Below are 25,573 nucleotides of genomic sequence, written 5' to 3'. Positions count from 1 at the left end.
GGAGTAATCTGACCTTCCACCCCCGCTTTTAACTCGCCAGTGTTACGCGCGCCGATGATCTCATCGCCGATGTGATCCATCTTCACGCTGTAATTGCGGGAGTTATAAATCCAGTTGGCTTCCACGAAAGGCTGGAAAGAACGCTCTTTATGATCATCAATAGCATGATGACCCTGCAGATACGCTTTCACCCCCAGACGCGTTTGCAGGTTGCCTTCGGTGCTGTCCTCAACAAGCGTGCCATTGTCTTCCGTATGATTGTCTGCCTTCACATCCATCCATGTCAGTTGCATTTTTGGCTGCAACCAGTAGCTGGTACGTGCATCTGCGCTTTCACCAAGACGGAAGGTATAACCCGCTTCAATGGCGGCGGTGATGCCGTCAGAGTGATATTTCTCACTGGGCAGATACTCGCCGGAGACGGTGTTATCAAACCAGTTATAGAGCAACCAGCTGTCAACATAAGTCCCTGTTTTGTCTGCTTCGTTAGCGTACCAGGTGCCATACACGCCCACACTGTAGCCGTCGATTTGCCCACGAGAGCTGTACCCGGTCAGGCTGGAATGCGTGTGACTCTTGCTGTTGGCATAGCCAGCCATTAAGCCGAGATGCCAGCGATCAAGGTCATTACTGCTCCATTGTGCGAGGTCACCACCCAGTTGCAGAACATAACGGTTGCTCTGAGTGCTCAATTCATCCGAGCGATCTTTAAAACGATTATGTCCGCCAATGTTACGCATCCACAGACTGGTCACTTTCTGTTCGCCAGTGAGCAGGTCGGTGTATTGTGTTTCCCCCAGACGGTCATGCAGTCGGGTATTAAACAGCGTATTTGCCGCCTGAATATTGGCCAGATAGCTACCAATTTCCGGGCGATACAGATGTTTTCTAACAGGCGGCTCCGGTGTCACAGGCGGTTCTGGTGTTACAGGGGGCTCAGGTGTTACAGGTGGCTCAGGATCGGGGTCCGGGATGACGGGGAGTACCGGAGGGGTATACGGTCCAGCGGGAATTTCACTGGTTAAAAACCAGTTCTGGTTGTCGCTTTTTACCACGTTGTAATCATAAGGACCGGCAACAATACGACCTTCTTTACTGAAAACGCCCTCTGACAGGCCGTCAACCTCGACAATTTTTATCCCTTCCAGAGTATCCGCGCCCAGACCGCCCGCATTGTTGACCATGACGCGGGTACTACCGGAAGTATCACCTTTTACGATGAGTTTATCCGTTACGGAATTATCATCGCCAAGTTCGGTACGCATAACTAACAAACCATTATTAGCAGTGTAATTGCCATTAATGGTGAGTGTGGCAGGCGTGAATTTGTCGCCATTTTTTGAGGAAGACAGTGTCGCTGTACCCGCCAAATCCAGTGTATTTAAGGTTTGTGAAAAACCGTCTAAATCGATATTCCCTTTACTGTCGACAACATAATCGGAGTTTGGGCTGAAGGTATCGTTGATACCGGCGCGCAAGGTGCCTTTATTAATATTCGTTTGGCCAGAGTAGGTATTTGCGCCAGTCAACGTCGTGACTCCGGAACCTTCCTGGTTAACTTCGCCTTTGCCAACTATATCTGCAGCCAGGATAAAATCTTCGCTGGAGTGGTTAAAATTAATTTGTGCAGTACTATTCCCGACATTGCTTCCCATATGGATAATCGGCGTCTTGATGATCCCCGCTTTCTGTTCTGCTTCTCCCTGCGCTCCACCAATGTTTAGAATACCGGTGCTGGTTTCTGCTATCCCAATCCAGATAAATTGATTAGCACTGACCGTGGCATTATTACTAACGGTAAGTATCCCCTTGGCCTCGTTCTGCAATGAACTCAATCCCCCGAGGTTGATATATTCATTCACTGTTAATGAAGAATTGTCGCCATCAACCAGAGTTTCACCGTATCCAGTCCCGTGAAAATCAGGTGAACTTCCAGTAAAACCAATGAGCATATCCTTTGATGCTGTAAGACGACCGCCATGCGTGATTTCGAGTTTACCTGTTCCCTGATCGCCGACCATCACATACGTTGCAGAAACGGAAGAACCCGCACCGTCAATAATGACTTGCCCTTGTGCCTGGTAATCATATTCACCGATTCTGAATTCATTTAAATCGGTGATAGTACTGCCGCTAAGCACCATTAAGGTTCCTGAACCACCATTGATACCTAAATAAATATTGCGCTCATAAGGCGATGCCTTATTAATCGTCAGATGAGCATTGTTTTCTAATTTCATTATCCCTGAAGTTGCATTACCGATTGTAATTTTGGAGGTGGTTAGATCACGCCCGTCTATATTTAATGTTCCTTCACTTGTTGCTCCAACATTAAGATAACGAAATTGATCCCAGGTTGATGAATTATTTTCGGATGAGGATAGCGTTACAACATCATTATTGTTGATAGTAACATCGCTGTTGATACTTGTTGGTGGTGCCCATGCCAGTGCAACGGGTATTGATAACACGGTCGAAATAGCTATTGCCAGCGTTGACAAGGGATGCTTTTTGATGTTCATAAAGTTCCTTCTCATCCTTATGATTTATTTTTAGATAAATAATGAACTCACAGTAACTACGTAAGAAAATTAGATTTTAACGTCTTTGAAACAGGTTGCTGTTTCTTCAAATGAAGAGTAGTGCGTGAAACCAATGTTTATAAATCAGTTTAATTTATGGTTAATTTAATATTAATTTATTTTGATGGTTTAGTTGTTGTGCTAAAAAATAAGTAGCATAGTTTTCTATGGCAAAAATCTTTAAATATCTTAAGTGGTAAAAAATGATAAAAAGAAAAATGAGGAAAATCATTAAGATATATGGTGTCGATATTTTTTGAATTTAATAAAAATGACAAATTAATTGCATGTTTATTGTTTGCACATCTTCTTAGAAGGGGGTAAATACCAGGATTTTTATCAAAAAAATAATATAAATGTGATTTCTGTGTATCGATGAAATGAATAAAAATATGAGATAAAACACACGATTCTTAAGAAAAATATAAATACATTGTCTATTTTTCTGATTGCAGAACTGTTTATTAAGCAACCCTCCATAATGGCATCATTTGGCGTTGATTAAACAACCGTTTACAGAATGAGCATATAAAAAAGGGAGCCGCAGCTCCCTTGAACAACCTTAGTGCGCGCCGCCTCCGCCGCCGCCTGCGCCAAATGGCGGTTTAGCAAACCACACCAGCCCCAGCAAGACGAGGAATATCCCGGCTGACATCCAGAAGATCTCATTGGCAGAAATAATCAGCCCCTGATTGGTGATCTGCTGAGCAATCCAGCCCGATGCCTGCTGTTGCGTCATCCCCAGCCCTTCCAGTTGGCTGTACATCGCCTGGGCGTTCGGGTTATACGGGTTCACCGATTCGGTCAACTGAGCATGGTGCATCGACTCGCGGTTAGTCCACATCGTCGTCGTTATGGACGTACCGATAGACCCCGCCAGCGTTCGCGTAAAGTTGGAGAGGCTCGACGCCGCCGCCAGTCGTTCCGGTGGCAGACCAGACAGCGTAATGGTGGTCAGCGGCATAAAGAAGCAGGCCACCGCGAAGCCCTGAATAAACTGCGGCCAGGCCGACGCGCCGAAATCCATACCCGGTTCAAAGGTATAAGCACGCCAGTAGAAGCAGACGGCATACATAATAAAGCTGAACGTCACCAGTCGGCGCATATCCAGTTTATGCGCAAAGCGACCGATAATTGGCGACAGGATCACCGGAATAATCCCTACCGGCGCAGAGGCCAGCCCTGCCCACGTTGCCGTGTAACCGTAGACCTCCTGCAACAACTGCGGCAGCAGAACAATAGCGCCGAAGTAGAGCATATACGCGAGGCTGATACACAAGCAGCCGATGGTGAAGTTGCGCGACTTAAACAACGACAGATCGACTATCGGGTTATCATCCGTTAGCTCCCAGACAATCAGGAAGCAGATAGCCACCACTGCCACCACGGTAAGGATGATAATTTCCTGTGATGAGAACCAGTCCAGCTCTTTACCCCGGTCGAGCATAATCTGTAGGCTGCCGATACCAATTACCAGCAGTGCCAGCCCCACGGCATCAATCCGCCGCCGTTCGGTGCGGGTTTCACGTCCGCGCAGGGTTTGCAGTGTCATCAATACAACCGCCACGCCAATCGGCACGTTGATGAAGAATATCCAGCCCCAGTGGTAATTATCACTGATATAACCGCCGAGGATCGGGCCGCAAATTGGCGCGACAATCACCGTCATCGACCACAACGCCAGCGCGATAGAACGTTTGGCCGGTGGGTAGTTATTCAGTAACAGACTTTGCGAAAGCGGGATCAATGGCCCGGCGACAATCCCCTGAATCACGCGGAAGAAGATCAGCATATTCAGACTGCTGGAGACACCACATGCCCACGAAGCAATGGCGAAGGCGATGGTCGACCAGAGGAACAGTTTCACTTCCCCGAAGCGCTTTGCCAGCCAGCCGGTAAGCGGGATCGAGATGGCATTCGCCACCCCGAAGGAGGTGATTACCCACGTTCCCTGACTGAGTGATGAACCCAGGTTCCCGGCGATAGTGGGGATCGCCACGTTAGCAATGGTGGAGTCCAGCACCTGCATGAATGTCGCCAGCGACAGCGCAATCGTCATAATGACCAGTTGCGCGCCTTCCAGCGGTTTTTGCTGTTGCATCACACGCACCTCTGGATTAGCCAGCGTTAGCTTTTACGATGTCGTCGATCAGTTTATTGACAGGTGCCAGGCTGATTTCACGCGCGGTGCTTACCGCGACCGGTGTGGAGCGTACTTTGTTTGCCAGTACCTGGCCGTCACGGTTAGTGGTATTGACGCTCACCAGCGTGGATAAACCGATACGCAGCGGGTATTGTTCCAACTGTTTCTGGTCCAGTTCGATACGAACAGGCAGACGCTGAACGACTTTGATCCAGTTACCGGTGGCGTTTTGCGCCGGAAGCAGCGAGAACGCGCTACCCGTACCCATATCCAGACCAACCACTTTACCGGTGTATTTCACATCATCGCCGTAAATATCGGTGGTGATGGTAACCGGCTGACCGATGCGCATATTGGCAATCTGCGTCTCTTTAAAGTTAGCATCCACCCACATATTCGTGGCTGGAACGACCGCCATCAGCGGCGTGGTTGGGCTAATTTGTGCACCAGGCTGTACTGCGCGACGGGAGACATAACCAGTCATCGGGCTGACAATACGGGTACGCTCCAGCGCCAGCCAGGCATTACGCACTTCAGTGGCAGCCTGTTGCACGGCAGGCTGATCTTCCAGTTTAGTCCCCAGAATCATCGCCTGATTGGCATTGTATTGTTGAATGGCGACATCCAGCTGCGCCTGGGCGCTGGTGACGGCGTCGCGGGCGTGTTGCAGCTCTTCGCGGCCAATCAGGTTGGCATTGCCCAGCGGCACGCGACGGTTGTAGTCACTCTGAGCTTTGGCGAGGGCGATTTTCTGCACCTCAATATTTGCCTGCAACTGTTTGCTGTTAATCATCAGTTGGTGGGTTTGACGTACGCTGGAAGCCAGCGCAGTTTTGGCTTTTTCAAACGCCTGGCGAGCATCCGTCGGGTCGAGAGTGACCAGCACATCGCCTTCTTTTACAAAATCGGTGTTATCGGCCCAGACTTTCGTCACACTGCCTGACACCTGAGACATAATTTGAATCTGATTTCCTGCCACGTATGCGTCATCCGTTTCTTCGAAATGACGCAGTACCAAAAACCAATAAATCCCTATCGCTACGGCAATAATAATAAAGAGCAAGGTGAGAAGGAGGAGCAGACGCTTACGTTTGCCGCTCTTCTTTACCGGTTGCTGCGGGGTTTGTGTCTCCGCATTTGCGCTCATAGTATTCTCCACGATCTTCTTAACTCATCGGCTGAGCCGACCTGCTTGCCAAAAAGGCCAGCACGTTGCGATGCTGGCCGGTCAGTTTTTCTTTTATAAGTCTGGATTTTTGAGCGAGATGACGCGTTAGCTCATCGCTTCGAGAACAGCACCGTCTTGTTCCATCTGATCGAGACGGGAGAGCAATTTGCGGGTGATTTGCTCGAGCTGATCTTTTTCTGTTGTGCTGAGCGCGGACCAGAGTTGATGCAGGCAGTTATGCTGCGGCGGTAAAACCTCGCGCAAAAACTCGTGACCTTTTTCCGTTAATTGCAGATGCAGGCAGCGGCGATCGTTATCGCTTTCACGACGTTCGATCCAGCCACGTTTTTCCAGCTCATCGGCAATACGCGTCGCATTGGTACGGGATGATCCAAGAGCACAGCTCAATTCAGAAGGCTGAATACTGTGGTTTTCCTGAGACTCCAGCGTAATCAACGCCATAAACAACGTCTCGTTAATCCCCTGAGCCTTCAGCATTTTATTGCGGTTCTCCAGCAGCTTGCTTTGCATATGCATACAAAGACGGGTCAGAAGGATCTCCTGATAAGGAAAATCTTCGTGGCGGCTGGCGCGAAATTTTAGCATTTGTTCAATGGGCGTAAACGAACTATCCATTTGGGTATGACCTCATTAATTTCAGCCGATATAGTAACGACAGTGACAAATAAAGTAAATGTATTGTTTTAGAAAAATGATTCTTGTGGTCTATAGAAACGTCATCACTTTCCACGTCAGCCCGTAGGCCAGCGCACTCAATAAAGTGGGAATAATGATGCTGCGTGTTTTATAGAAACTGGCTCCCAGTACCGCAAAACCGACCAGCGTGGGTACGAAACGGCGTGAATCGTGTATCACTTCTGGTGCGGTAGAGACAACCAGCAGAGCGCAAATCGAGGCGATGCCAATGGTGTCGAGCAAAATACCCACTGCGCCACGCTTGGTTGGGCGGGCATTGCCCACTCGCAGGCGTAGGGGTAAATAGCGGAAGCAGTAATTCGCCGCGCCAACCAGTAATCCAAGCAGCAGAACCTCATAGCTCATCAGGTGCTCCTTGCCAGAATGACTGGATTAACGCAGTGAGGCAGCCAAAGACAATGCCTGCCAGAATGGCGACGGGAATAGAAAATAGCGTTACGCCAGCAAGGGCACCAACTAACGCTGCGGTAACGCAAAGGGATTGTTTGCGCTGGAAAGAGGCGAGCAGAAAACTCATAAAGAGTGCCGGCAGCATAAAGCCTAATGCTGCTTCGACGGCGGGATAACCTTGCAGCAAACCGCTGCCCGAAAATGCCCCTATTACCGTACCAAATACCCACGATGACCATGAACTGAAGGCAATGCCGATCATCCAGTTTTCGCTCCAGCGGCGATTATTACGTACCAGTTTTGCCGTTGCTGCGGCAAAAACTTCGTCCGTCAGGCCAAACGCCCACAGTGCGGTTTTCGATTTTTGCAGGCGTTGAACAATGCGGCTACGCAACGATGGACCATACAGTACATGGCGAACATCCATTGCCATAACGGTCAATGCGGCTACCCACAAGCTACTACCAGCTGCCAGCATTGCGGTGATGACAAACTGGCTCGCTCCTGCATAAATAATGCAGGAGAAAAAAACGCTTTCCAGGGGAGAGAATCCCAGACGGGTCGCATTCAGACCAAATGCAAAGGCCACCGGAATATAACTAATAACAATCGGTAAACTGTCTTTGCAGCCTTCCATGAAGGTCGCCGAACCAGAAGCAGGCAGTGGAGTAGGGCTTACCATAGAGTGTACGCTTAACGATTGTTAATATTATTAATAGTCTGGATGAATATCCTAACCTTATCAGACTGATGGGATTCTTAACACCCTTATAAGTGTAAAGCCACGAAAACGGTTGCTGATTGCTTAATTTGCGACTTCCTGACGATGAAAACCTCGCCACCAGACCAGTAAGTTAACCAGGGCAATCGTCGCGCCAGCCAGACAAACGCCAGCCCAACCGGCATGTTGCCAGGCGGATGCCGAGATCAGCGAACCAGCAGCACCGCCAATAAAGTAGCTGGTCATGTAACCTGCGGTCAGGCGATTACGCGCATCAGGATGAATACGATAAATCACGGTTTGATTGGTGATATGCACGCCCTGCACGGTGAGATCCAGTATCAGAATGCCGATAATTAGCGCCAGTACGGAAGCGTGGCCAAACCAGATTGCCAGCCATGAAAGTAACAGCAGCAGCAGACCAAACGTTGTGGTGTGGTGCGATTTACCCTTATCGGCAAAACCGCCCGCTGGACGAGCACCCAACGCTCCGGCAGCTCCTGCAAGTCCAAACAGACCAATTACACCATCGCTGTAATTAAAAGGTGGTGCGGCAAGCAAAAAGGCCATCGAGGTCCAGAGAATGCTGAAGTTGGCAAAAGTCAGGCAGCCCAGCAACGCGCGGGTGCGCAGGATCTTATCGCTGATAAACATACTGAAAACGGAACCTAGCAACTGTGGGTAGTTGAGGTGGGTTTCAGATTTCATTTGTGGCAGGCCGCGCCATAACGCCAGTGCCATCAGTGCCATTAACACCGATGCGACCCAAAAGACGGTGCGCCAGCCGCCGAGATTCGCCAGCAACCCAGCAACGGTACGCGCCAGCAAAATCCCCAGCAGCAGGCCACTCATAATGGTGCCAATCACTTTGCCGCGTTTGTCCGGTGAAGCCAGCGTCGCCGCCAGCGGAACCAGAATTTGTGCCACGACCGAGAATAAACCGGTTAATGCCGTACCGAGGATCATCATCGCCAGCGACTGACTGCTGGCGGTAATCAACATACCGCCTGCTGCCAGTAAGGTCATGGTGACAATCAGGCGGCGGCGTTCAAACATATCACCGAGGGGAACAAGAAACAGCAGACCTGCGGCATAGCCCAACTGCGCGGCGGTGACAATAAAGCCCGCCGAACTGGCGGAAAGGGAAAAGTTACGCGCGATGGTGTCGAGCAATGGCTGTGCGTAATAGTTGCTGGCGACCGCCAGACCGGTGGCGATCGACATTAGCACGATCAGCGCCGGGCTAAGCTCATGATTGGGTTTAGTCATTATTTTTATTCATCAGGTGATGATTAAGTTGGAAATCAATAATAGCGGATGTTGATGAATATGGGATGAAAGATAGATTGTTGAAATGTGCGGTGTGGTTTGTAGGCATGATAAGACGCGCCAGCGTCGCATCAGGCATTGAGCACAGAACGGCGGATGCGGCGAAAACGCCTTATCCGCCCTACGGAATGAGTGTGTTTTGTAGGCATGATAAGACGCGTTAGCGTCGCATCAGGCATTGTGTACAGAGCGGCGGATGCAGCGAAAACGCCTTATCTGCTCTACGGAATGAGTGTGGTTTGTAGGCATGATAAGACGCGCCAGCGTCGCATCAGGCATTGTGTACAGAGCGGCGGATGAGGCAAAAACGCCTTATCCGCCCGAATAAAAATTACTTCTGCGCTGCCAGCGCTTCATTCACCCAGCCATCGAACTGCTGCTGGTGGGCTTTGATCCAGCCATCAACGTGGCCCTGAATATCGCCTTCTGAGGCTTTGCCGTCATGCATAATGGCGTTCTGGGCGTTAATATCTGCCACTGGCAACTGCATAATGGCAAACAGTTTCGCTGCTGCCGGGTTTTTCTCGGCCCAGGCTTTGTTGGCAACGATATGCATGGTGCTGACCGGGAAGCCGTAATTCGCGCCATTCGGCAGTTTGGTATCGGCGTTTTTATCGCCCGGCAATGCGGAGAACGGCACCTGCAACCAGACCACATCTTTCCCCGGCTTCAGTTCGTTACTCACCCAGTACGGCGTCCAGGTGTAGTAAAACACCGGCTTACCCTCTTTGTAACGACTGATGGTGTCAGCCATCATCGCCGCGTAGTTCCCCTGATTATGCGTCACGGTATTGGTCAGTTCATACGCGGCAAGCTGGTGGTTGATGGCACCTTCGCAGCCCCAGCCAGGATTACAGCCGGTTAAATCCGCTTTACCGTCGCCGTTGGTATCGAACAGTTTGGCGATCTTCGGATCTTTCAGTTGCGCGATGTTGGTGATTTTGTACTGGTCGGCGGTTTTCTTATCGATCAGGTAACCTTGTGCCGCGCCGTTAACAAACACCCCTTCACGATAAAATTTCTTATCGCCACCGGCAGCTTCGTACATGTTGTCATGCAGCGGCGTCCAGTTCACGGCGGTAAAGGTTGCATCGCCGGAAGCAAGCGAGGTATAGCCAACGTTGTAATCCACTTCGCTGGGTTTATTGACGGTATAACCTAATTTCTCCAGCGCACGACTAACCAGCAGCGTCTGGAAGGTTTCTTCAGTGATGGTGCTCTGAATCGGGTTTACGGTAATGCCTTTGCCCGGCAGATCGGCAGCAAAAGTTTGTGTAGAGATAAGCGTGGCAAACGCTGTCGCAAAAAGTACGCTATGTCGCATTGTTATTCCTTTTTTGGGCAGGGTGATATGCCCGGCGTCACCGGGCAAGTGCAGAGTTACTTAATGAATGGGCGGGTCAGCAGACCGACAGGACCAGTGGTGTACCAGCGACGGTTGCCGCGACTGCGTGAGTCGCGCCCAACGGCCTGCGTCAGGCGGTCGAGGATAATGGCGAGGATCACAATCCCGACGCCGCCAACGGTGGCAAGCCCCATATCCAGACGACCGATACCGCGAAGTACCATCTGACCCAGCCCGCCGACGGCAATCATCGAGGCGATGACCACCATAGAAAGGGCCAGCATCAGCGTCTGGTTAACGCCCGCCATAATGGTCGGCATCGCCAGCGGTAGCTGAACTTTGAACAGCATCTGGCGCGGGCTGGCACCGAATGAGCGCGAGGCTTCAATCAGATCCGCCGGAACTTGGTTAATCCCCAGAATAGTCAGGCGGATAATCGGCGGCAGCGCAAAGATGATCGTCACCACCACGCCCGGCACGTTGCCGATACCAAACAGCATGACGATTGGCACCAGATAAACAAACGCGGGCGTGGTCTGCATGGCATCAAGCAGTGGACGAATAATTTTCGCCGCTCGCGGACTTCTCGCCAGCCAGATCCCCAACGGCAAACCGATGACGATACAGAACAGCAGGGCGGTTAACACCAGCGCCAGAGTAACCATTGCCTGTGACCAGGCACCGATTGCGCCGATGGCAATCAGCGAAACCAGCGTCGCCACGCCCATTCCGACCCCGGAAATCTGCCAGGCGATGAGAGCGAAAACGATAATCGCCACCGGTGCCGGCATACCCAGCAGCAATTGCTGGAAACCGTTGAGGATGTAATCGACCGGAACGCGCACGCCCTGGAAGACGGGACGGAAATGGGTAACGACCCAGTCGATCCCTTCAGTGACCCAACTGTCGAGTGGGATCAGCGTCTTATGGAACGGATCGAGAATGTTAAAATGCTCGGCGTTTGGCGCAGGCGTGCTGGTCAGCCAGTCGGCGCCGCCACCGTCAGTCGGTGTAGCAGCCGGTGTACCCCAGGCATCTGCGGATTGTGCGGCACTGTCCGCCGCTGGTGTGGTATCCCACGGATTATTTTGATCAGCCATTATTTACCCCCTCACGATCTAAAGCGCGCAGCAGCATTCCTTTCGAAATGATGCCGACATACTGTTGGTCCTCGTCGACCACGGGCACCGCACAGGGCGCCTGTCCGACATGAGAGAGCAACTCGCTAAGAGGCGTTTGCGCATCGACCGCTAACGGCGCATCAATCAGCGCCGCATCAAGACCTTGCTGCTGCGTTAATGCGGCCTTAAGCGAATCGATAGAGACTGCGCCGACAAACTTATTACCGCGTTCGATAACGTAGCCATATTCGCGATCTTCATCCTGCAATAATTTCAGTGCCGAACGTGGGCCGAAGCCAGGGGTTTTACGAATTAAGCCATTAGGGCTGCGGCGGGCAATATCTTTCGCACTGAATACCTGGCTAATATCGACGCCACGGAAGAAGGTGCGGACATAATCATTCGCCGGATTATTGAGAATTTCATCCGGTGTGCCGACCTGTACCACTTCACCATTTTGCATAATGGCAATTCGGTCGCCAATACGCATGGCTTCATCGAGATCGTGGGAAATAAAGACAATGGTGCGCTGATGTTTCGCCTGTAATTTTACCAGCTCATCCTGCATCTCGGTGCGAATTAATGGATCGAGCGCCGAGAAGGCTTCGTCCATTAATAATATATCCGGATTAATCGCTAATGCACGGGCTAATCCCACACGTTGACGCATCCCGCCAGAGAGTTCATCCGGGTAGCTGTGGGCATAATTTTCCAGCCCGACCTGACGCAGTGCATCAATGGCTTTTTCCCGGCGTTCTTCGGCATTAATTCCGGCCAATTCCATACCGAACGCGGTATTGTCCAGCACGGTCATATGCGGCATTAAGGCAAAGGACTGAAAGACCATCGCAATCTTTTTTCTGCGCACCTCACGGAGTTCGGCGTCGGATATTTTGGCAATATCCACACCATCAATCAGCACTTGCCCGCGGGTGGGTTCAATCAGGCGATTGAGAAGGCGTACCATTGTGGATTTACCCGAACCGGATAATCCCATGATGACAAATATCTCGCCTTCTTCAATGGCCAGACTGGCGTCTTTTACGCCAAGCGATAGCCCAGTTTTTTCCAGAATTTGTTCTTTTGAAAGTCCTTGTTCGATATATTTGAACGCTCGCTGTGGATGCTCGCCAAATATTTTATAAAGATTTTTAATTTCTAATTTAATTGCCATGCAATAGAAAGATTCCTGTTATTTGTTTATGTCGATATATTACCCAATGGAAATAGTCACTTTTTTCTACCCTAACATACTGAGAATCTGAGGCAACCCCTGATGGCAAATGTGGCATGAATATTGATGCAAGCAAATTGCCGGAATTTCCCGTGATATAAGGGCTGAGAGCAAATCGAGAAAAGTTGATATTTTTTGTCAAAGATAGCGAAAAAACGCCTGAATATTGTGGTTTCAGGCGAATAATGCAACAGAGTATCAGTGTAGATCACCACAAAATATTTGCGTGATATAAAGATATTTGGCGGGAATTAATTCCCTGCTGCGGGTAGTGATATTTTTAAAAATAGCCCCGTCAGAAATTCCAGTCTTCATCTTCTGTTTCGACCGCTTTTCCCATCACATATGAAGAGCCTGAACCGGAAAAGAAATCGTGATTTTCATCGGCATTCGGCGAAAGCGCGGCGAGGATTGCCGGATTCACTTCTGCCATTTCTGCCGGGAAAAGCGGTTCGTAGCCCAGATTCATCAACGCCTTATTGGCGTTGTAGCAGAGAAACGCTTTTACATCGTCAGCCCACGTTGTTTCGGCGTACAGCTCATCGGTGTATTGCAACTCGTTGTCATAAAGTTCCAGCAACAAATTGAAGGCGAAACTCTTTAACTCTTCACGTTGTGCCTGGGAGAACTTTTCCAGGTTTTTCTGATATTTATAGCCGATGTAATAACCGTGGACTGCTTCATCGCGGATAATCAGACGGATCAGGTCTGCGGTATTGGTTAGCTTACCGCGACTGGAAAAATACATCGGCAGCCAGAAGCCAGAATAGAACAAAAATGATTCAAGAAAGACACTGGCGATTTTCTTTTTCAGCGGATTATCGCCGCGATAATGTTGCTGAATAATCTGAGCTTTTCGCTGCAACGCTGCGTTTTCTTCACTCCAGGTGTAGGCGGCATCGACATCTTTGGTCTGGCACAACGTCGAGAAAATCGAACTGTAAGAGCGGGCATGAACCGCTTCCATAAAGCTGATATTCGATAATACCGCCTCTTCATGAGGCGTGAGCGCATCGGGCATCAGCGAAGGCGCGCCGATAACATTTTGCAGCGTATCGAGCAGCGTCAGGCCAGTAAAAACGCGCATCGTCAGTTGTTGTTCTACGACACTTAATGTCTGCCACGCAGGAACATCGTTCGACAGTGGCACCTTTTCTGGTAGCCAGAAATTGCTGGTCAGGCGATTCCACACCTCCAGATCTTTATCGTCTGTTATCTTGTTCCAGTTGATGGCGCTGATACGTGAGAGTTTCATAGATATTCCTTAAAGTGCACAGGAGACGCAGCCTTCAATTTCAGTGCCTTCCAGCGCCATCTGACGCAGGCGAATGTAATAGAGCGTTTTGATACCCTTGCGCCAGGCGTAAATCTGCGCTTTGTTGATATCGCGAGTGGTGGCGGTATCGGGGAAAAACAGCGTCAGCGACAAACCCTGATCGACATGGCGAGTCGCTTCCGCGTAGGTGTCGATGATCTTTTCTGCGCCGATTTCGTAAGCATCCTGATACAGCGCCAGATTCTCGTTAGTCATAAACGGGGCAGGGTAGTAAACGCGTCCTGTTTTGCCCTCTTTGCGTATCTCTACTTTCGCCACAATCGGATGAATACTCGACGTAGCATGGTTGATATAAGAGATAGAACCGGTTGGCGGCACCGCCTGGAGATTCTGGTTGTAAATGCCGTAGCGCATCACGTCATCGCGCAGTTGCGCCCACATCTCACGGGTAGGTAACGTAATACCGCTGCGGGCAAACAGTTCGCCAACTTTCGCCGTTTTCGGCTGCCAGTTACCTTGCAGATATTGGCTGAAATATTCACCACTGGCATAGCGTGACTGTTTGAACCCGGCGAAGGTTTCACCGCGTTCGCGCGCCAGCAACATCGAGGTACGTAGTGCGTGCCAGGTGATGGCATAGAAATAGAGATTGGTGAAATCCAGTGCTTCCGGAGAACCATAAGCGATGCCTTCTCGCGCCAGATAGCCGTGTAAATTCATCTGCCCCAGTCCGATGGCGTGCGAGGCGGCATTTCCGGCTTCGATGGACGGCACGCTGCGGATATGACTCATATCTGATACTGCCGTTAAACCGCGCACGGCAGTCTCTACCGTGCGGGCAAAATCGGGGGAATCCATGGTGTGGGCAATATTCAACGAACCTAAATTGCAGGAAATATCATGGCCTGTACGGGCATAGTCGAGATTCTCGTCATACTCTGAGGCACAGTTGACCTGCAAAATCTCTGAGCAAAGATTGCTCATATTTATGCGCCCGGCGATAGGGTTAGCACGGTTTACCGTGTCTTCATACATGATGTACGGATAGCCGGACTCAAACTGGATTTCTGCCAGCCGCTGGAAGAAATCACGGGCGTTGAGGTATTTTTTGCGGATGCGTTCATCGGCAACCAGTTCGTCATAGTGTTCACTGATGGCGATATCGGCAAACGGCTTGCCATAAACCCGCTCAACGTCATAAGGCGAAAACAGCGCCATCTGCGCATTCTCTTTTGCCAGATGGAAAGTGATATCCGGGATCACCACGCCAAGCGACAGTGTTTTAATGCGGATTTTTTCGTCGGCATTTTCCCGTTTCGTGTCGAGAAAACGCAGAATATCGGGATGATGGGCATGTAAATAGACTGCACCTGCCCCCTGACGAGCGCCGAGTTGGTTGGCATAGGAAAATGCGTCTTCCAGCATTTTCATCACCGGAATTACGCCAGAAGATTGATTTTCAATACGTTTAATTGGCGCGCCCGCTTCCCGCAGATTCGACAGCAAAAATGCCACGCCGCCGCCGCGTTTCGACAGTTGCAGTGCGGAATTTACCGCCCGACCAATCGACTCCATATTGTCTTCAATACGCAGTAAAAAACAGGAAACCAGTTCGCCGCGCTGCTGCTTACCGCAGTTGAGGAATGTCGGCGTGGCTGGCTGAAAGCGTCCTGACAGCATCTCATCAGTCAGTTGTAACGCCAGCGTCTCATCGCCTTGTGCCAGCGTCAGCGCCACCATCGTGACTCGATCGGCAAAATCTTCCAGATAACGCTTACCGTCGAATGTCTTTAACGTATAGCTGGTGTAAAACTTCCATGCCCCGAGGAATGTCTGGAAACGAAAACCGCTGGCGTGCGCGTGGGCAAACAGCGTAATGACAAAATCGCGAGAGTAGCGATTAAGAACGCTTTCATCATAGTAACCTTCGTTGACCAGCCAGTTCAGGCGCTGCTGCTGGCTACTGAAGGTCACACTGTTCGGACGCACATGCGTCGTCATAAAGGCGTCAACGGCCTGGCGGTCTTTATCGAACTGAATGCGACCTGCGCTATCGTAAAGGTTAAGCATCGCATTCAGCGCGTGGTAATCCATCGTGTTCTGCGTCAGGCGTTCTGCGGTTGTCGTTGCCAAAATTCGGTTACTCCTTTACGAACGTTTTCGATATCGCTTTGCGTACCCATGAGTTCAAAGCGGTACAGCCACGGCACGCCGCATTTCCGGGCTATCACATCTCCGGCGCGGCCATACGCCTCACCAAAGTTGCGATTACCCGAAGCAATCACGCCACGAAGCAACGCCCGGTTGTGCTCGTCGTTTAAAAAGCGAATTACCTGTCGTGGCACCGCGCCAGCCGTACCGCCGCCGCCGTAAGAGGGCACGATCAGGATGTAAGGCTCGTCTACCTGAATCCGTTCCCGCTCATTGAGCGGGATGCGCACAGCGGGCAGCCCTAAACGTTCGATAAAACGCTGCGTATTTTCGGAGCTGCTGGAAAAGTAGACGAGCTGGCTCATGCACTGGCCGCGTGTGGCGCTGGATGCAGACGATTGATCATGTCCGGGCGGAAACCAGACCAGCTAAGATCGCCTGCAATCACAACCGGCAACTGACGAAAGCCCTGAGCACGCAACGCTTCCGCCGCTTCAGGAACGCGATCGACATTAATCATTTCAAAATCAAAGCCCCGGTTTTCCATCGCCCGTTTGGTGGCGTGGCACTGAACGCAATCGTTACGAGTGTAAATGGTAATGCGCATGATTCGTATTTCCGTTTAAAATGAAGATACGGCGCGATGATACGCGTCGGGTTGTCTCTCTGTTGATACAGAGATACTAGATGTAGTTGAAAAAAGATTCAACCATACAAGATATGGGAATTTTAGATTGATTACGCCACCGATGAATGGCTCAACGGGGTAGGGGATTTTGTGTTTTATTGCCGGGTGATTACCCGGCATCAAGAAGTTACATGCGCATGGAAACGGCCAGACGGTTAAAACAATTCATCAGCCCGATGGCAAACGTTAAGTCGCTGATTTCTGCTGCGCTGAAATGCTCAAGCAAAGGTTGATAAACCTCGTCTTCCGCATGAGTTCGGGCAATATCGGTTACCGATTCCGCCCATGCCAGCGCCGCCCGCTCGCGATCGTCAAAATGATGGCTTACGCGCCAGCCTGCCAGGGCGTCCAGTTTGTGCTGTGGCACGCCGGATTTGCGTAATGCTTTGCTGTGCATCTCCAGACAAAATGCGCAGCCGTTGATTTGCGAGACGCGCAAATAAATTAACTCCATCAGCGTGGTATCCAGCGCGCTATTTTCCAGTGCCGTTTTGGCCTGCACCAGTGCGTTATACACTGCCGGGCTAAGTTCGTAGTAAGGCTGACGTAATGTAGTCATACAGTTTCTCCTCTTATTAACGCCCGCAATGTAGCACTATAATGGACTGCTAAAGAGAGCCATAAATTACGTAAAAAAGCAGACCATATGCCACGTTATCAGGATATCGCCCGTCAGTTAAAAACGGCTATTGAGCAAGGGGAATTGAAACCTGGCGCAAGGCTACCTTCGAGTCGTACCTGGTCGCAGGAACTGGGTGTGTCTCGATCCACTGTCGAAAATGCGTATGCTGAGCTGGTGGCGCAAGGATGGCTGGTCAGGCGGGGGCAGGCTGGCACATTTGTCAGTGAGCAGATACATCCGCAACAATCTGCTGTGGATGTCGTGGCTTTTGCTGGTGAAAGTCAGCAGCCACTGCCATTTCAATTGGGATTACCCGCACTCGATCTCTTTCCGCGAGAGCAGTGGGCGCGGGTGATGGGCCGCCGTCTGCGTACCCAGACGCGCTTTGATTTGGCATTAGGCGATGTCTGCGGCGAGGCGGCGTTGCGCGAGGCAATAGTTGATTACTTACGCGTTTCACGCGGGATTGAATGCCAGCCAGAGCAGGTCTTTATCACTCATGGTTATGCGGCCTCAATGGCTTTAATTCTACACGCGCTGGCGAAACCGGGAAACGGGATGTGGATGGAAGATCCCGGCTTTCCACTGATTCGCCCGATTGTCACTCGCCACGGTGTGGAAATTTTACCGGTGCCGGTTGATGACAACGGACTGGATGTCACAAGCGGAATACAAAATTATCCTGATGCGCGTTTTGCTCTGATTACGCCGGCACACCAGAGCCCGCTGGGTGTGGCGCTCTCTTTAGCGCGCAGGCACCAGATGCTGGAATGGGCAGAGCGTAATCAGGCATGGATTATTGAAGATGATTACGACAGTGAGTTTCGCTATCACGGTAAGCCGCTACCGGCGCTGAAAAGTCTCGACGCACCGCAGCGGGTAATTTATGCCGGAACATTCAGCAAATCGCTATTTCCTGCACTGCGCTGTGCGTGGCTGGTGGTGCCGGTGGAGCAGATTACGCAATTCCGCCAACAGGCGTCACTGGAGCCATGTGCGGTACCCGTACTGTGGCAGAACACACTGGCAGATTTCATTCGTGAGGGGCATTTCTGGCGGCATCTGAAGAAAATGCGTCAGCACTATGCTCAACGTCGGCAGTGGATTGAGCAGGCGTTGACGCAGCAGGGATTTCAGGTTGTGCCGCAAAAAGGCGGTATCCAGATGGTTATCAGCATGGTGGGCGACGATATTGCCCACGCGCGTAAGGCCAATGCTACTGGCCTTGCGGTGCAGGCACTTAGCGACTGGCGTATCCGCTCAAATGGGGAAGGAGGATTGCTGCTCTCGTTTACCAATATCGTTAGCGAAAGTATGGCGCAGCAGGTGGCACAACAATTACGCAGTGCCTTAAGTTAAAAACCCCGAAGTCAGGCTTCGGGGCCAGGGACGTGTATTTATTATCATTGTTTCACTACGATTTACGCATGCTTAACAACGCGCCGATAAAAATACCTACCGCAGCAGCTGTTCCCACACTACACCAGGGTCTTTCACGAACAAAAGAGTCTGCGCAGCCAACAGCATCGCGCGCGGCTTGCTGGACGCGAGTTCGACCATGCATCCGCGCCCTGGTTTCTTTCAGTAAAGCCTGAGCTTTACTGCGTGCGGCTTCGGCTTCCCCTTTGGCATCGCTGCCCCAGGACTTCAATACAGATTCCAGGCTGTCAGCTAATTGATTGACATCATTCTGAATATCCTGCACGCCATCATCGACGTCGTTGCGGTTCGGTCTGTTAAACATATGATCTCCCATCAGGATTCAATGTAATTTTCAGTGTAGACCATAATTTTCTTAACAGAGATTCATCGTGGCTTTATGGACTTTTCTGAAAGCGTTGTGAATGCTCAATCAGGTAAGGTAGGGCCGCGGTAGATAATAACGAGGATAAAATATGTATTTACGACCAGACGAGGTGGCGCGCGTACTTGAGAAAGTCGGTTTTACCGTCGATGTGGTAACTCAGAAAACTTATGGTTATCGCCGTGGGGAAAATTATGTCTATGTTAATCGCGAAGCGCGAATGGGACGTACCGCACTGGTAATTCATCCCACGTTAAAAGAACGTAGTTCGACACTGGCAGAACCGGCTTCCGATATTAAAACTTGCGATCATTACCAGCGGTTCCCGCTCTATTTAGCGGGTGAGCGTCACGAGCATTACGGCATTCCACACGGTTTCAGCTCGCGTGTTGCGCTTGAACGTTATTTACATGGATTGTTTGGCGAAGCCAATTAAAGACGCGACTGGCATTGCCAGTCGCGACAAAGAAGGGTCAGGCTTTTACCTGCTGGTAACTGCTGACTTTGAACAGGCGGCGGCAGTAATCAAGGAAGTAGCCATAGACCGCACCCATCAACATCGAAACGACGATGTTTGAACTGACCGCGGCCATAATCTGGTGCCAACCCGCGCCCACGACGAGTAAGATTGCCATATATACCGGTGACTGGAACGTCACATAAGCCAGAATATCCGCAAGATTTTTTACCCAGCCCGACGAGCCAACTTTGCGTGCCATTCGCATAAATAGATCGCGGTACATACCGTATGGCCATGCAATTAAGATGTTCACCGGAATCGCTACCAGTCTGGAATAAAGGGACTGTTCGAAGCTCATTCCGGAGAGAAATACTTCGATAAACATGTTCACGACAGAACAGTAAACAACCATCGCGAACGTATCTGCTACTGCATGACGCAAGCGTGACTGCGGTGAGAACATGCCCATGCTCCTTAATAAACGCGAAATCGGATGAATGTGAATGCAGTGGTTTAAATTACCGTTTGCACTTTCGCATAGCGTATATCGCTGGCTATGACTTATCAATTAGTGAAAAATTTTTATTTCTTTGGTTTTTGTAGATAAAATATTCCGTAGTGGCGCATTTTTTGTACATTCTGGATTTTTTTATGTCTTAAAAGATAATATTATTTTAAATCATTATGTTATGACGTGGTTCTGATATTTTTTAGCAAAGTGTACAAGGTGTGTTTACGCAGCAAAGCGTAGAGAATTCGGCTTAGGGGCGCGCCTGGCCTCATTCAGCATCTTTTATGTTGTAAAGCCTTTAATGGCAGCACAAAGTTTCAAGTTGACATGACTAATATGTATTCTTTTTATGTGCATATTTATGCTGATTGTGCGTTCCGTTATCGGCCGGGAGGTTGTATCGTACGCCGGAACACTCACCAGTCGCTGTAATAAGTAAGTTAAATGGCTGCTATATAATTTGCATATAAGCATTAATGTGTCAGCAAATAACGCACGAAATAATATCCCTTCGCGATTGTAAATATATTAAATTTTGTGGAAATATAATAAGTGATCGCTTACACTACGCGGCGAAATACTTTTTGTTTTGGCGTTAAAAGGTTTTCTTTATTATGTCTGGAATGTTACAAAGCTTAAATAATATCCGCACCCTTCGTGCAATGGCTCGCGAATTCTCCATTGACGTTCTTGAAGAAATGCTCGAAAAATTCAGGGTTGTCACTAAAGAAAGACGTGAAGAAGAAGAACAGCAGCAGCGCGAACTGGCAGAACGCCAGGAAAAAATTAGCACCTGGCTGGAGCTGATGAAAGCTGATGGTATTAACCCGGAAGAGTTATTGGCTAACGGCACCGCTGCTCCGCGTGCAGGTAAAAAGCGTGAACCGCGTCCAGCAAAATATAAATTCACCGACTTCAATGGTGAAACCAAAACCTGGACCGGTCAGGGCCGTACGCCGAAGCCAATTGCTCAGGCGCTGGCAGAAGGTAAATCTCTCGACGATTTCCTGATCTAATCCCTGGCGCCGGATGCCGCCTCTATGGCGCATCCGGCGTTGCTTCTCAAGTTCGCTGATTCCACGGCATCTTGTCTAATAGCCTTGCCATCCCGCAAAAACCGCTGATTCCTGCAAACATTAATCCTGCGCCGACAAATCCACTTAATAAGAAGAAGCTGCTATTAATGGCATAACCCAGTACGACGCCGATTAATATTAAGCCGCCAGCGGCGATCTGTACCTGACGCATTAATGGCAACGGTTGAGATTTATTTTCTGCTACCGGCAATCCCGCTTTTTTCCAGCCATCGATCCCATCTTCCAGTAAAAAGACCTCTGCGGGTGCGGCAATCGCTGCTAATTTATCAGCGTTATTACGGGTGCGTTTACCCGCCTGACAGTGGAATATAATTTGTTCGCTACGTAATTTATCTGGAAGACCGGACTGTTCTATCACGGATAGTGGTGCCAGAGAGGCTGCTGGAATATGTTCACGAAGATATTCGTCGGCATCACGAATATCGATTAACTTTGCACCACGCGCGATTAATTCTTGCGCGTCATGCGGTGAAATTGTTATCAAAGCCATCGTCACTCCTTACGGACAATAGATATTTTTCAGGGTGGCGATAATGGCATTTACCGCCTCATTTTTAATGGAATAAAGGATGCGTTGGGCGTCCCGCTGGCTGTCAATAAGTCCCTCGTCACGCATGCGAGCCAGATGCTGTGACGTGGCGGAGGCGCTAAGTCCGGTAATGCGAGCCAGTTCTCCGGCGCTGGTCCCAGGTGACCCGCAAAGCATGCACAGAATCAACAACCGTTTGGGGTGACTCATTGCTTTCAGTAAGGCCGCAGCCTGTTCGGCGCTGGCCTGTAGTTGGGCGAGTTCAGTCATAGTTATTTAAGTATTTTCTAAATTAAGTAAATTCTAAACTAAAAGTTCAACGTATACCAGCGTCAGCAGCGTAAATGAGGGTAAACGCGTAGGCTGAAACTGGCTGGTTCCGCTAAAATTATTACGCTTAAGAGATAAAATCTCTTTTTAAACAATGGTTAATTTTCTTATAGGGAGTAAATATGGGTTTCTGGAGAATCGTCATCACCATCATTTTGCCGCCGCTCGGCGTGCTGCTGGGCAAAGGATTTGGTTGGGCGTTCATCATTAATATCTTGTTGACGCTGCTTGGGTATATCCCTGGTTTAATTCACGCTTTCTGGGTGCAAACCCGCGATTAACTCTGTGCTTACTCCGCGGCGTTAGTGCGCCGCGTTCCTCTGCTACACTTTCTGAGTGTTTCCGTTAACGAACGAGGTAACTATGGGTCTGTTCAATTTTGTGAAAGATGCCGGAGAAAAGCTCTGGGATACAGTTACTGGTCAGCATGATAAAGACGATCAGGCGAAGAAGGTGCAGGAGCATCTGAACAAAACCGGCATACCAGATGCCGATAAAGTAAATATCCAAATTACCGATGGCAAAGCGACGGTGACTGGTGATGGTTTGAGCCAGGAAGCGAAGGAAAAAATCCTTGTTGCGGTGGGGAATATTTCTGGTATCGCCAGCGTCGACGATCAGGTAAAAACTGCGACACCAGCCACTGCCAGCCAGTTTTATACCGTCAAGTCTGGCGACACGCTTAGCGCCATTTCCAAACAGGTCTACGGCAACGCCAATCTGTACAATAAAATCTTCGAAGCGAATAAACCGATGCTGAAAAGCCCGGATAAAATTTATCCGGGACAAGTGTTGCGTATTCCAGAGTAATAGCGGTTAGTCCGCCATCGCCTGCTGGATAATGGGAATCGGCGTCAGCAAATGCTGGCGCATTAACTCACTGGCGCGCGCGGCATCCCGCGCCAGCACAGCTTCGGTTAAAATTTGATGTTGGTTGTGTTTATCTTCCAGCATTTCCACGGAAAGCACCGTTCGCCGCAACCAGATGAAGCGATAGCGCGCCGCCAGATCAAACAACCGTTCACGCATTTGCAGCAAATAGTGAGAACCACAGCCTGTCACAATTGCAGTATGAAACGCCTGATGACGCAGATCCCACTCATCAAGCATTTTCTCACTGGCGTCACAGGCCTCAAGCTTACTGAGCAGATGTGCCTTCGCAAGAACGTCAGCCTCCCACTCATCGCCACCGCGGGCAATCGCCAGACTCACCAGCATTGCTTCCATATTGGCGCGGGCATCGAAAATATCGAGCAGCTCCTGTTCTGACATAGACGCCACCCGATACCCTTTTTGATTCACCACCGTGACCAGCCGTTCTGCCACCAGTTGCGAAAGCGCTTCCCGCAACGGCCCGACGCCAAGTGCATAACGCGATGTCAGCAAACTCATCCGTAATTTTTCATCCGGCTGAAAATTGCCGCGAATAATATCGTTCTTCAGCCAGCGATAGCCATCCAGAGAGGTAATGGTCATGGTGTGACTCCTGATCATTATCAGCGCGTATTATGAATGGGTGTTTTTTGCCACATTATTAGCTTTTTCCAGCGAGCCATAATTGGCACGGTACAGATAATCCCTATCGCTAATAAGCCGGTGGAGATCACTTCTAACTGTTGAGCCGGACGGAATAGCATCACCACCAACACAAAAGTAATAAAGCCAATCACCAGCCAGGTGAGCCACGGATAAAGCCACATGCGCAGGCGAATATCGCCGCCTTCCGCCAGAAGGATTTTACGCATCCGTAATTGCGAAACGGCAATGACTAAATAAACCAGCAAGGCGATAGCGCCGGAGCTGTCGATCAGGAATTTAAACACTTTCGCAGGCGCGTAATAGTTCACCACCACCGTTAAAAATGCCGCACCGGTGGAGAGTAATACTGCCACGTACGGGGTTTTACTGCGGTTGATTTTACCCATTACCGCGGGCGCATCACCGCGACGGCTTAAGGAGTAGAGCATCCTTGACGCGGTATACAGCGCCGAGTTCAGGCAACTGGTTACTGACAGCAAAATAACGCAATCCATAATGAATTTTGCATGCGGAATATTCAGCAGCTCCAGCACGGAACGGTAGGAACCCACGGTTTTCAGTCCTGGCATATTCCACGGAATGAGAGCCACGACGACAAAAATAGAACACAAATAGAAAATAGAGATACGCCAGATAACCGAGTTGGTGGCGCGAACAATATGTTTATCCGGCGTGTCGGATTCTGCGGCGGCGATGGTGACAATTTCCGCGCCCATAAACGAGAACATGGTGATCAGCATCGCGCTTAATACCGCCCCGAAGCCGTTGGGCATAAAGCCGCCGCTATCCCATAATCTTGAAATACCGCTCACTTCTGCATATGGGTAAAAACCGCTAATCGCCACTGCGCCGAGGAAAATAAATGCCAGGATGGCAATCACTTTGCATATCGCCAACCAGAACTCAAATTCTCCGTAGTTTTTAACGCTTAATAAATTACTGCCGGTTAAGGCGAGGGTGATAACGAGGGAAAATAACCAGATGGGAATGCCGGGAACCCATGAGTGCAGGATCATGGCGGCGATGTTGGCTTCCAGTGGGATAACCAGTACCCAAAACCACCAGTACAGCCAGCCGATGGTATAGCCCGCCCAGCGGCCAATAGCTTTATCGGCATAGGTGGAAAAGGAGCCGGTGTCAGGCGTAGCAACCGCCATTTCCGCCAGCATCCGCATAATCATAACCACCAGTAGCCCGGCGAACAGATAGGCCAGTAATACCGCCGGGCCCGCTTCGGCGATGGCGACGCTGGAACCGACAAACAGACTTGCGCCGATAACACCGGCAATAGACAACATGGTGACGTGGCGTGATTTCAGCCCGCCGCCTAACTCATGTGGTTGCGATGATTGCCCCATCCTGAATCCTCTCGAAAGTGTGTCACTTGGGAGAGCGCCCCGACATTTCCCGCGTCGGGTCACGCGTTTAATTGTTATTGATTCTTTTTGCCGGAGAGCGGCTCCGCCTTACCCGGCCAACATAGATTTATTCCTGTTCACGTACAGATTGTCGGATGCGGCGTAAACGCCTTATCCGACCTGGATTCTCGTAGGCCGGACAAGACGCAAAGCGTCGCCTCCGGCATGGTGTGCCGATTGTCGGATGCGGCGTAAACGCCTTATCCGACCTGGATTCTCGTAGGCCGGACAAGACGCAAAGCGTCGCCTCCGGCATGCTGTGCCGATTGTCGGATGCGGCGCAAACGCCTTATCCGACCTGGATCCCCGTAGGCCGGACAAGACGCAAAGCGTCGCTTCCGGCATGGTGTGCCGATTGTCGGATGCGGCGCAAACGCCTTATCCGACCAGGATCCCCG

At 50.3% G+C, this 25,573-nt stretch carries 26 protein-coding genes; 5 read left to right on the top strand and 21 right to left on the bottom strand.

Features of this window, described 5'->3' with window-relative positions; translation table 11 throughout:
- From D9741_RS22070 to D9741_RS21990, 15 genes are all read right to left on the bottom strand, one after another.
- Positions 1–2,522 (bottom strand): autotransporter outer membrane beta-barrel domain-containing protein (locus tag D9741_RS22070; RefSeq protein WP_130238358.1); only part of this gene is annotated, 2,522 nt, incomplete at its 3' end.
- Between the two features lie 622 nt (positions 2,523–3,144).
- Positions 3,145–4,683: a multidrug efflux MFS transporter permease subunit EmrB gene (emrB, locus tag D9741_RS22065; protein WP_130217219.1), complete on the bottom strand. Its 1,539-nt coding sequence runs from the start codon at positions 4,681–4,683 to the stop codon at positions 3,145–3,147.
- A 16-nt stretch (positions 4,684–4,699) separates the two neighbouring features.
- The gene (gene emrA / locus D9741_RS22060) at positions 4,700–5,872 is read right to left on the bottom strand and encodes a multidrug efflux MFS transporter periplasmic adaptor subunit EmrA (protein WP_001295175.1); all 1,173 of its coding nucleotides are present in this window, start codon (positions 5,870–5,872) and stop codon (positions 4,700–4,702) included.
- Positions 5,873–5,998: 126 nt separating this feature from the next.
- Positions 5,999–6,529: a multidrug efflux transporter EmrAB transcriptional repressor EmrR gene (gene emrR / locus D9741_RS22055; RefSeq protein WP_000378441.1), complete on the bottom strand. Its 531-nt coding sequence runs from the start codon at positions 6,527–6,529 to the stop codon at positions 5,999–6,001.
- Between the two features lie 90 nt (positions 6,530–6,619).
- Positions 6,620–6,955 carry an L-valine transporter subunit YgaH gene (gene ygaH / locus D9741_RS22050; RefSeq protein ID WP_130210894.1) on the bottom strand — a complete coding sequence of 112 codons (336 nt, stop codon included), beginning with the start codon at positions 6,953–6,955 and terminating at the stop codon, positions 6,620–6,622.
- On the bottom strand, positions 6,945–7,682 hold the full coding sequence (gene ygaZ, locus D9741_RS22045; protein ID WP_130210896.1) for an L-valine exporter subunit YgaZ: 738 nt from the start codon (positions 7,680–7,682) through the stop codon (positions 6,945–6,947). The genes ygaH and ygaZ overlap by 11 nt, the downstream gene beginning before the upstream one ends.
- A gap of 123 nt (positions 7,683–7,805) precedes the next feature.
- Positions 7,806–8,990 (bottom strand): MFS transporter, encoded by a 1,185-nt coding sequence (locus tag D9741_RS22040; RefSeq protein ID WP_130217221.1) that lies wholly within the window; start codon positions 8,988–8,990, stop codon positions 7,806–7,808.
- Positions 8,991–9,381: 391 nt separating this feature from the next.
- Positions 9,382–10,374: a glycine betaine/L-proline ABC transporter substrate-binding protein ProX gene (gene proX / locus D9741_RS22035; protein WP_032226031.1), complete on the bottom strand. Its 993-nt coding sequence runs from the start codon at positions 10,372–10,374 to the stop codon at positions 9,382–9,384.
- Between the two features lie 56 nt (positions 10,375–10,430).
- Positions 10,431–11,495, bottom strand: a complete 1,065-nt coding sequence (gene proW, locus D9741_RS22030) for a glycine betaine/L-proline ABC transporter permease ProW (protein ID WP_130208067.1) — start codon at positions 11,493–11,495, stop codon at positions 10,431–10,433.
- Complete coding sequence (gene proV, locus D9741_RS22025; protein WP_000985481.1) at positions 11,488–12,690, bottom strand: glycine betaine/L-proline ABC transporter ATP-binding protein ProV; 1,203 nt, start codon at positions 12,688–12,690, stop codon at positions 11,488–11,490. Before proV ends, proW begins: the two co-directional genes overlap by 8 nt.
- A 355-nt stretch (positions 12,691–13,045) precedes the next feature.
- The gene (gene nrdF, locus D9741_RS22015) at positions 13,046–14,005 is read right to left on the bottom strand and encodes a class 1b ribonucleoside-diphosphate reductase subunit beta (RefSeq protein ID WP_130217223.1); all 960 of its coding nucleotides are present in this window, start codon (positions 14,003–14,005) and stop codon (positions 13,046–13,048) included.
- Between the two features lie 9 nt (positions 14,006–14,014).
- Complete coding sequence (gene nrdE, locus D9741_RS22010; RefSeq protein ID WP_130217225.1) at positions 14,015–16,159, bottom strand: class 1b ribonucleoside-diphosphate reductase subunit alpha; 2,145 nt, start codon at positions 16,157–16,159, stop codon at positions 14,015–14,017.
- Positions 16,132–16,542, bottom strand: a complete 411-nt coding sequence (gene nrdI / locus D9741_RS22005) for a class Ib ribonucleoside-diphosphate reductase assembly flavoprotein NrdI (RefSeq protein WP_000080947.1) — start codon at positions 16,540–16,542, stop codon at positions 16,132–16,134. The genes nrdE and nrdI overlap by 28 nt, the downstream gene beginning before the upstream one ends.
- Positions 16,539–16,784 (bottom strand): glutaredoxin-like protein NrdH, encoded by a 246-nt coding sequence (nrdH, locus tag D9741_RS22000; protein WP_001223227.1) that lies wholly within the window; start codon positions 16,782–16,784, stop codon positions 16,539–16,541. The genes nrdI and nrdH overlap by 4 nt, the downstream gene beginning before the upstream one ends.
- Positions 16,785–16,992: 208 nt before the next feature.
- Positions 16,993–17,424: a carboxymuconolactone decarboxylase family protein gene (locus tag D9741_RS21990; protein WP_000209788.1), complete on the bottom strand. Its 432-nt coding sequence runs from the start codon at positions 17,422–17,424 to the stop codon at positions 16,993–16,995.
- 87 nt (positions 17,425–17,511) lie between these two features.
- Between D9741_RS21990 and D9741_RS21985 the strand changes: the two genes are divergently transcribed.
- A complete protein-coding gene (locus D9741_RS21985; RefSeq protein ID WP_130217229.1) occupies positions 17,512–18,846 on the top strand; it encodes a PLP-dependent aminotransferase family protein in 1,335 nt (444 codons plus the stop codon).
- A gap of 55 nt (positions 18,847–18,901) precedes the next feature.
- Here the strand turns inward: D9741_RS21985 and D9741_RS21980 are convergent, their stop codons facing one another.
- Positions 18,902–19,231 (bottom strand): DUF883 domain-containing protein, encoded by a 330-nt coding sequence (locus D9741_RS21980; RefSeq protein WP_001295174.1) that lies wholly within the window; start codon positions 19,229–19,231, stop codon positions 18,902–18,904.
- Positions 19,232–19,382: 151 nt separating this feature from the next.
- Here D9741_RS21980 and D9741_RS21975 point away from each other — a divergent pair, with 151 nt between their 5' ends.
- Positions 19,383–19,727: a DUF2002 family protein gene (locus tag D9741_RS21975; RefSeq protein WP_130217231.1), complete on the top strand. Its 345-nt coding sequence runs from the start codon at positions 19,383–19,385 to the stop codon at positions 19,725–19,727.
- Positions 19,728–19,764: 37 nt separating this feature from the next.
- Here D9741_RS21975 and alaE read toward each other — a convergent pair whose 3' ends face one another.
- Positions 19,765–20,214 (bottom strand): L-alanine exporter AlaE, encoded by a 450-nt coding sequence (gene alaE, locus D9741_RS21970; RefSeq protein WP_064529915.1) that lies wholly within the window; start codon positions 20,212–20,214, stop codon positions 19,765–19,767.
- A gap of 662 nt (positions 20,215–20,876) precedes the next feature.
- Here alaE and stpA point away from each other — a divergent pair.
- Positions 20,877–21,278: a DNA-binding protein StpA gene (gene stpA, locus D9741_RS21965; RefSeq protein WP_130217233.1), complete on the top strand. Its 402-nt coding sequence runs from the start codon at positions 20,877–20,879 to the stop codon at positions 21,276–21,278.
- Positions 21,279–21,324: 46 nt separating this feature from the next.
- On the opposite strand, the gene D9741_RS21960 is transcribed toward stpA, so the two are convergent.
- The gene (locus D9741_RS21960; protein WP_130217235.1) at positions 21,325–21,849 is read right to left on the bottom strand and encodes a rhodanese family protein; all 525 of its coding nucleotides are present in this window, start codon (positions 21,847–21,849) and stop codon (positions 21,325–21,327) included.
- Between the two features lie 9 nt (positions 21,850–21,858).
- Positions 21,859–22,158, bottom strand: a complete 300-nt coding sequence (locus tag D9741_RS21955; protein ID WP_130208087.1) for a metalloregulator ArsR/SmtB family transcription factor — start codon at positions 22,156–22,158, stop codon at positions 21,859–21,861.
- A 182-nt stretch (positions 22,159–22,340) separates the two neighbouring features.
- Here D9741_RS21955 and D9741_RS21950 point away from each other — a divergent pair, with 182 nt between their 5' ends.
- On the top strand, positions 22,341–22,499 hold the full coding sequence (locus D9741_RS21950) for a YqaE/Pmp3 family membrane protein (RefSeq protein WP_000508177.1): 159 nt from the start codon (positions 22,341–22,343) through the stop codon (positions 22,497–22,499).
- Between the two features lie 82 nt (positions 22,500–22,581).
- Entirely contained in the window at positions 22,582–23,028 is a 447-nt protein-coding gene (gene kbp, locus D9741_RS21945) for a potassium binding protein Kbp (RefSeq protein ID WP_064529911.1), read from the top strand.
- A gap of 6 nt (positions 23,029–23,034) precedes the next feature.
- On the opposite strand, the gene csiR is transcribed toward kbp, so the two are convergent.
- Both csiR and gabP read right to left on the bottom strand, forming a co-directional pair.
- Positions 23,035–23,694 (bottom strand): DNA-binding transcriptional regulator CsiR, encoded by a 660-nt coding sequence (gene csiR / locus D9741_RS21940; protein ID WP_130217237.1) that lies wholly within the window; start codon positions 23,692–23,694, stop codon positions 23,035–23,037.
- Between the two features lie 20 nt (positions 23,695–23,714).
- A complete protein-coding gene (gene gabP, locus D9741_RS21935) occupies positions 23,715–25,115 on the bottom strand; it encodes a GABA permease (RefSeq protein ID WP_130217239.1) in 1,401 nt (466 codons plus the stop codon).
- Positions 25,116–25,573 lie beyond the last annotated feature (458 nt).

Source organism: Escherichia sp. E14V7, assembly GCF_004212225.1.
In the GTDB taxonomy this organism is placed as follows: domain Bacteria; phylum Pseudomonadota; class Gammaproteobacteria; order Enterobacterales; family Enterobacteriaceae; genus Escherichia.
The sequence above is the reverse complement of the archived record's forward strand: the minus strand, read 5'-3'. Positions and strand labels throughout refer to the sequence as shown.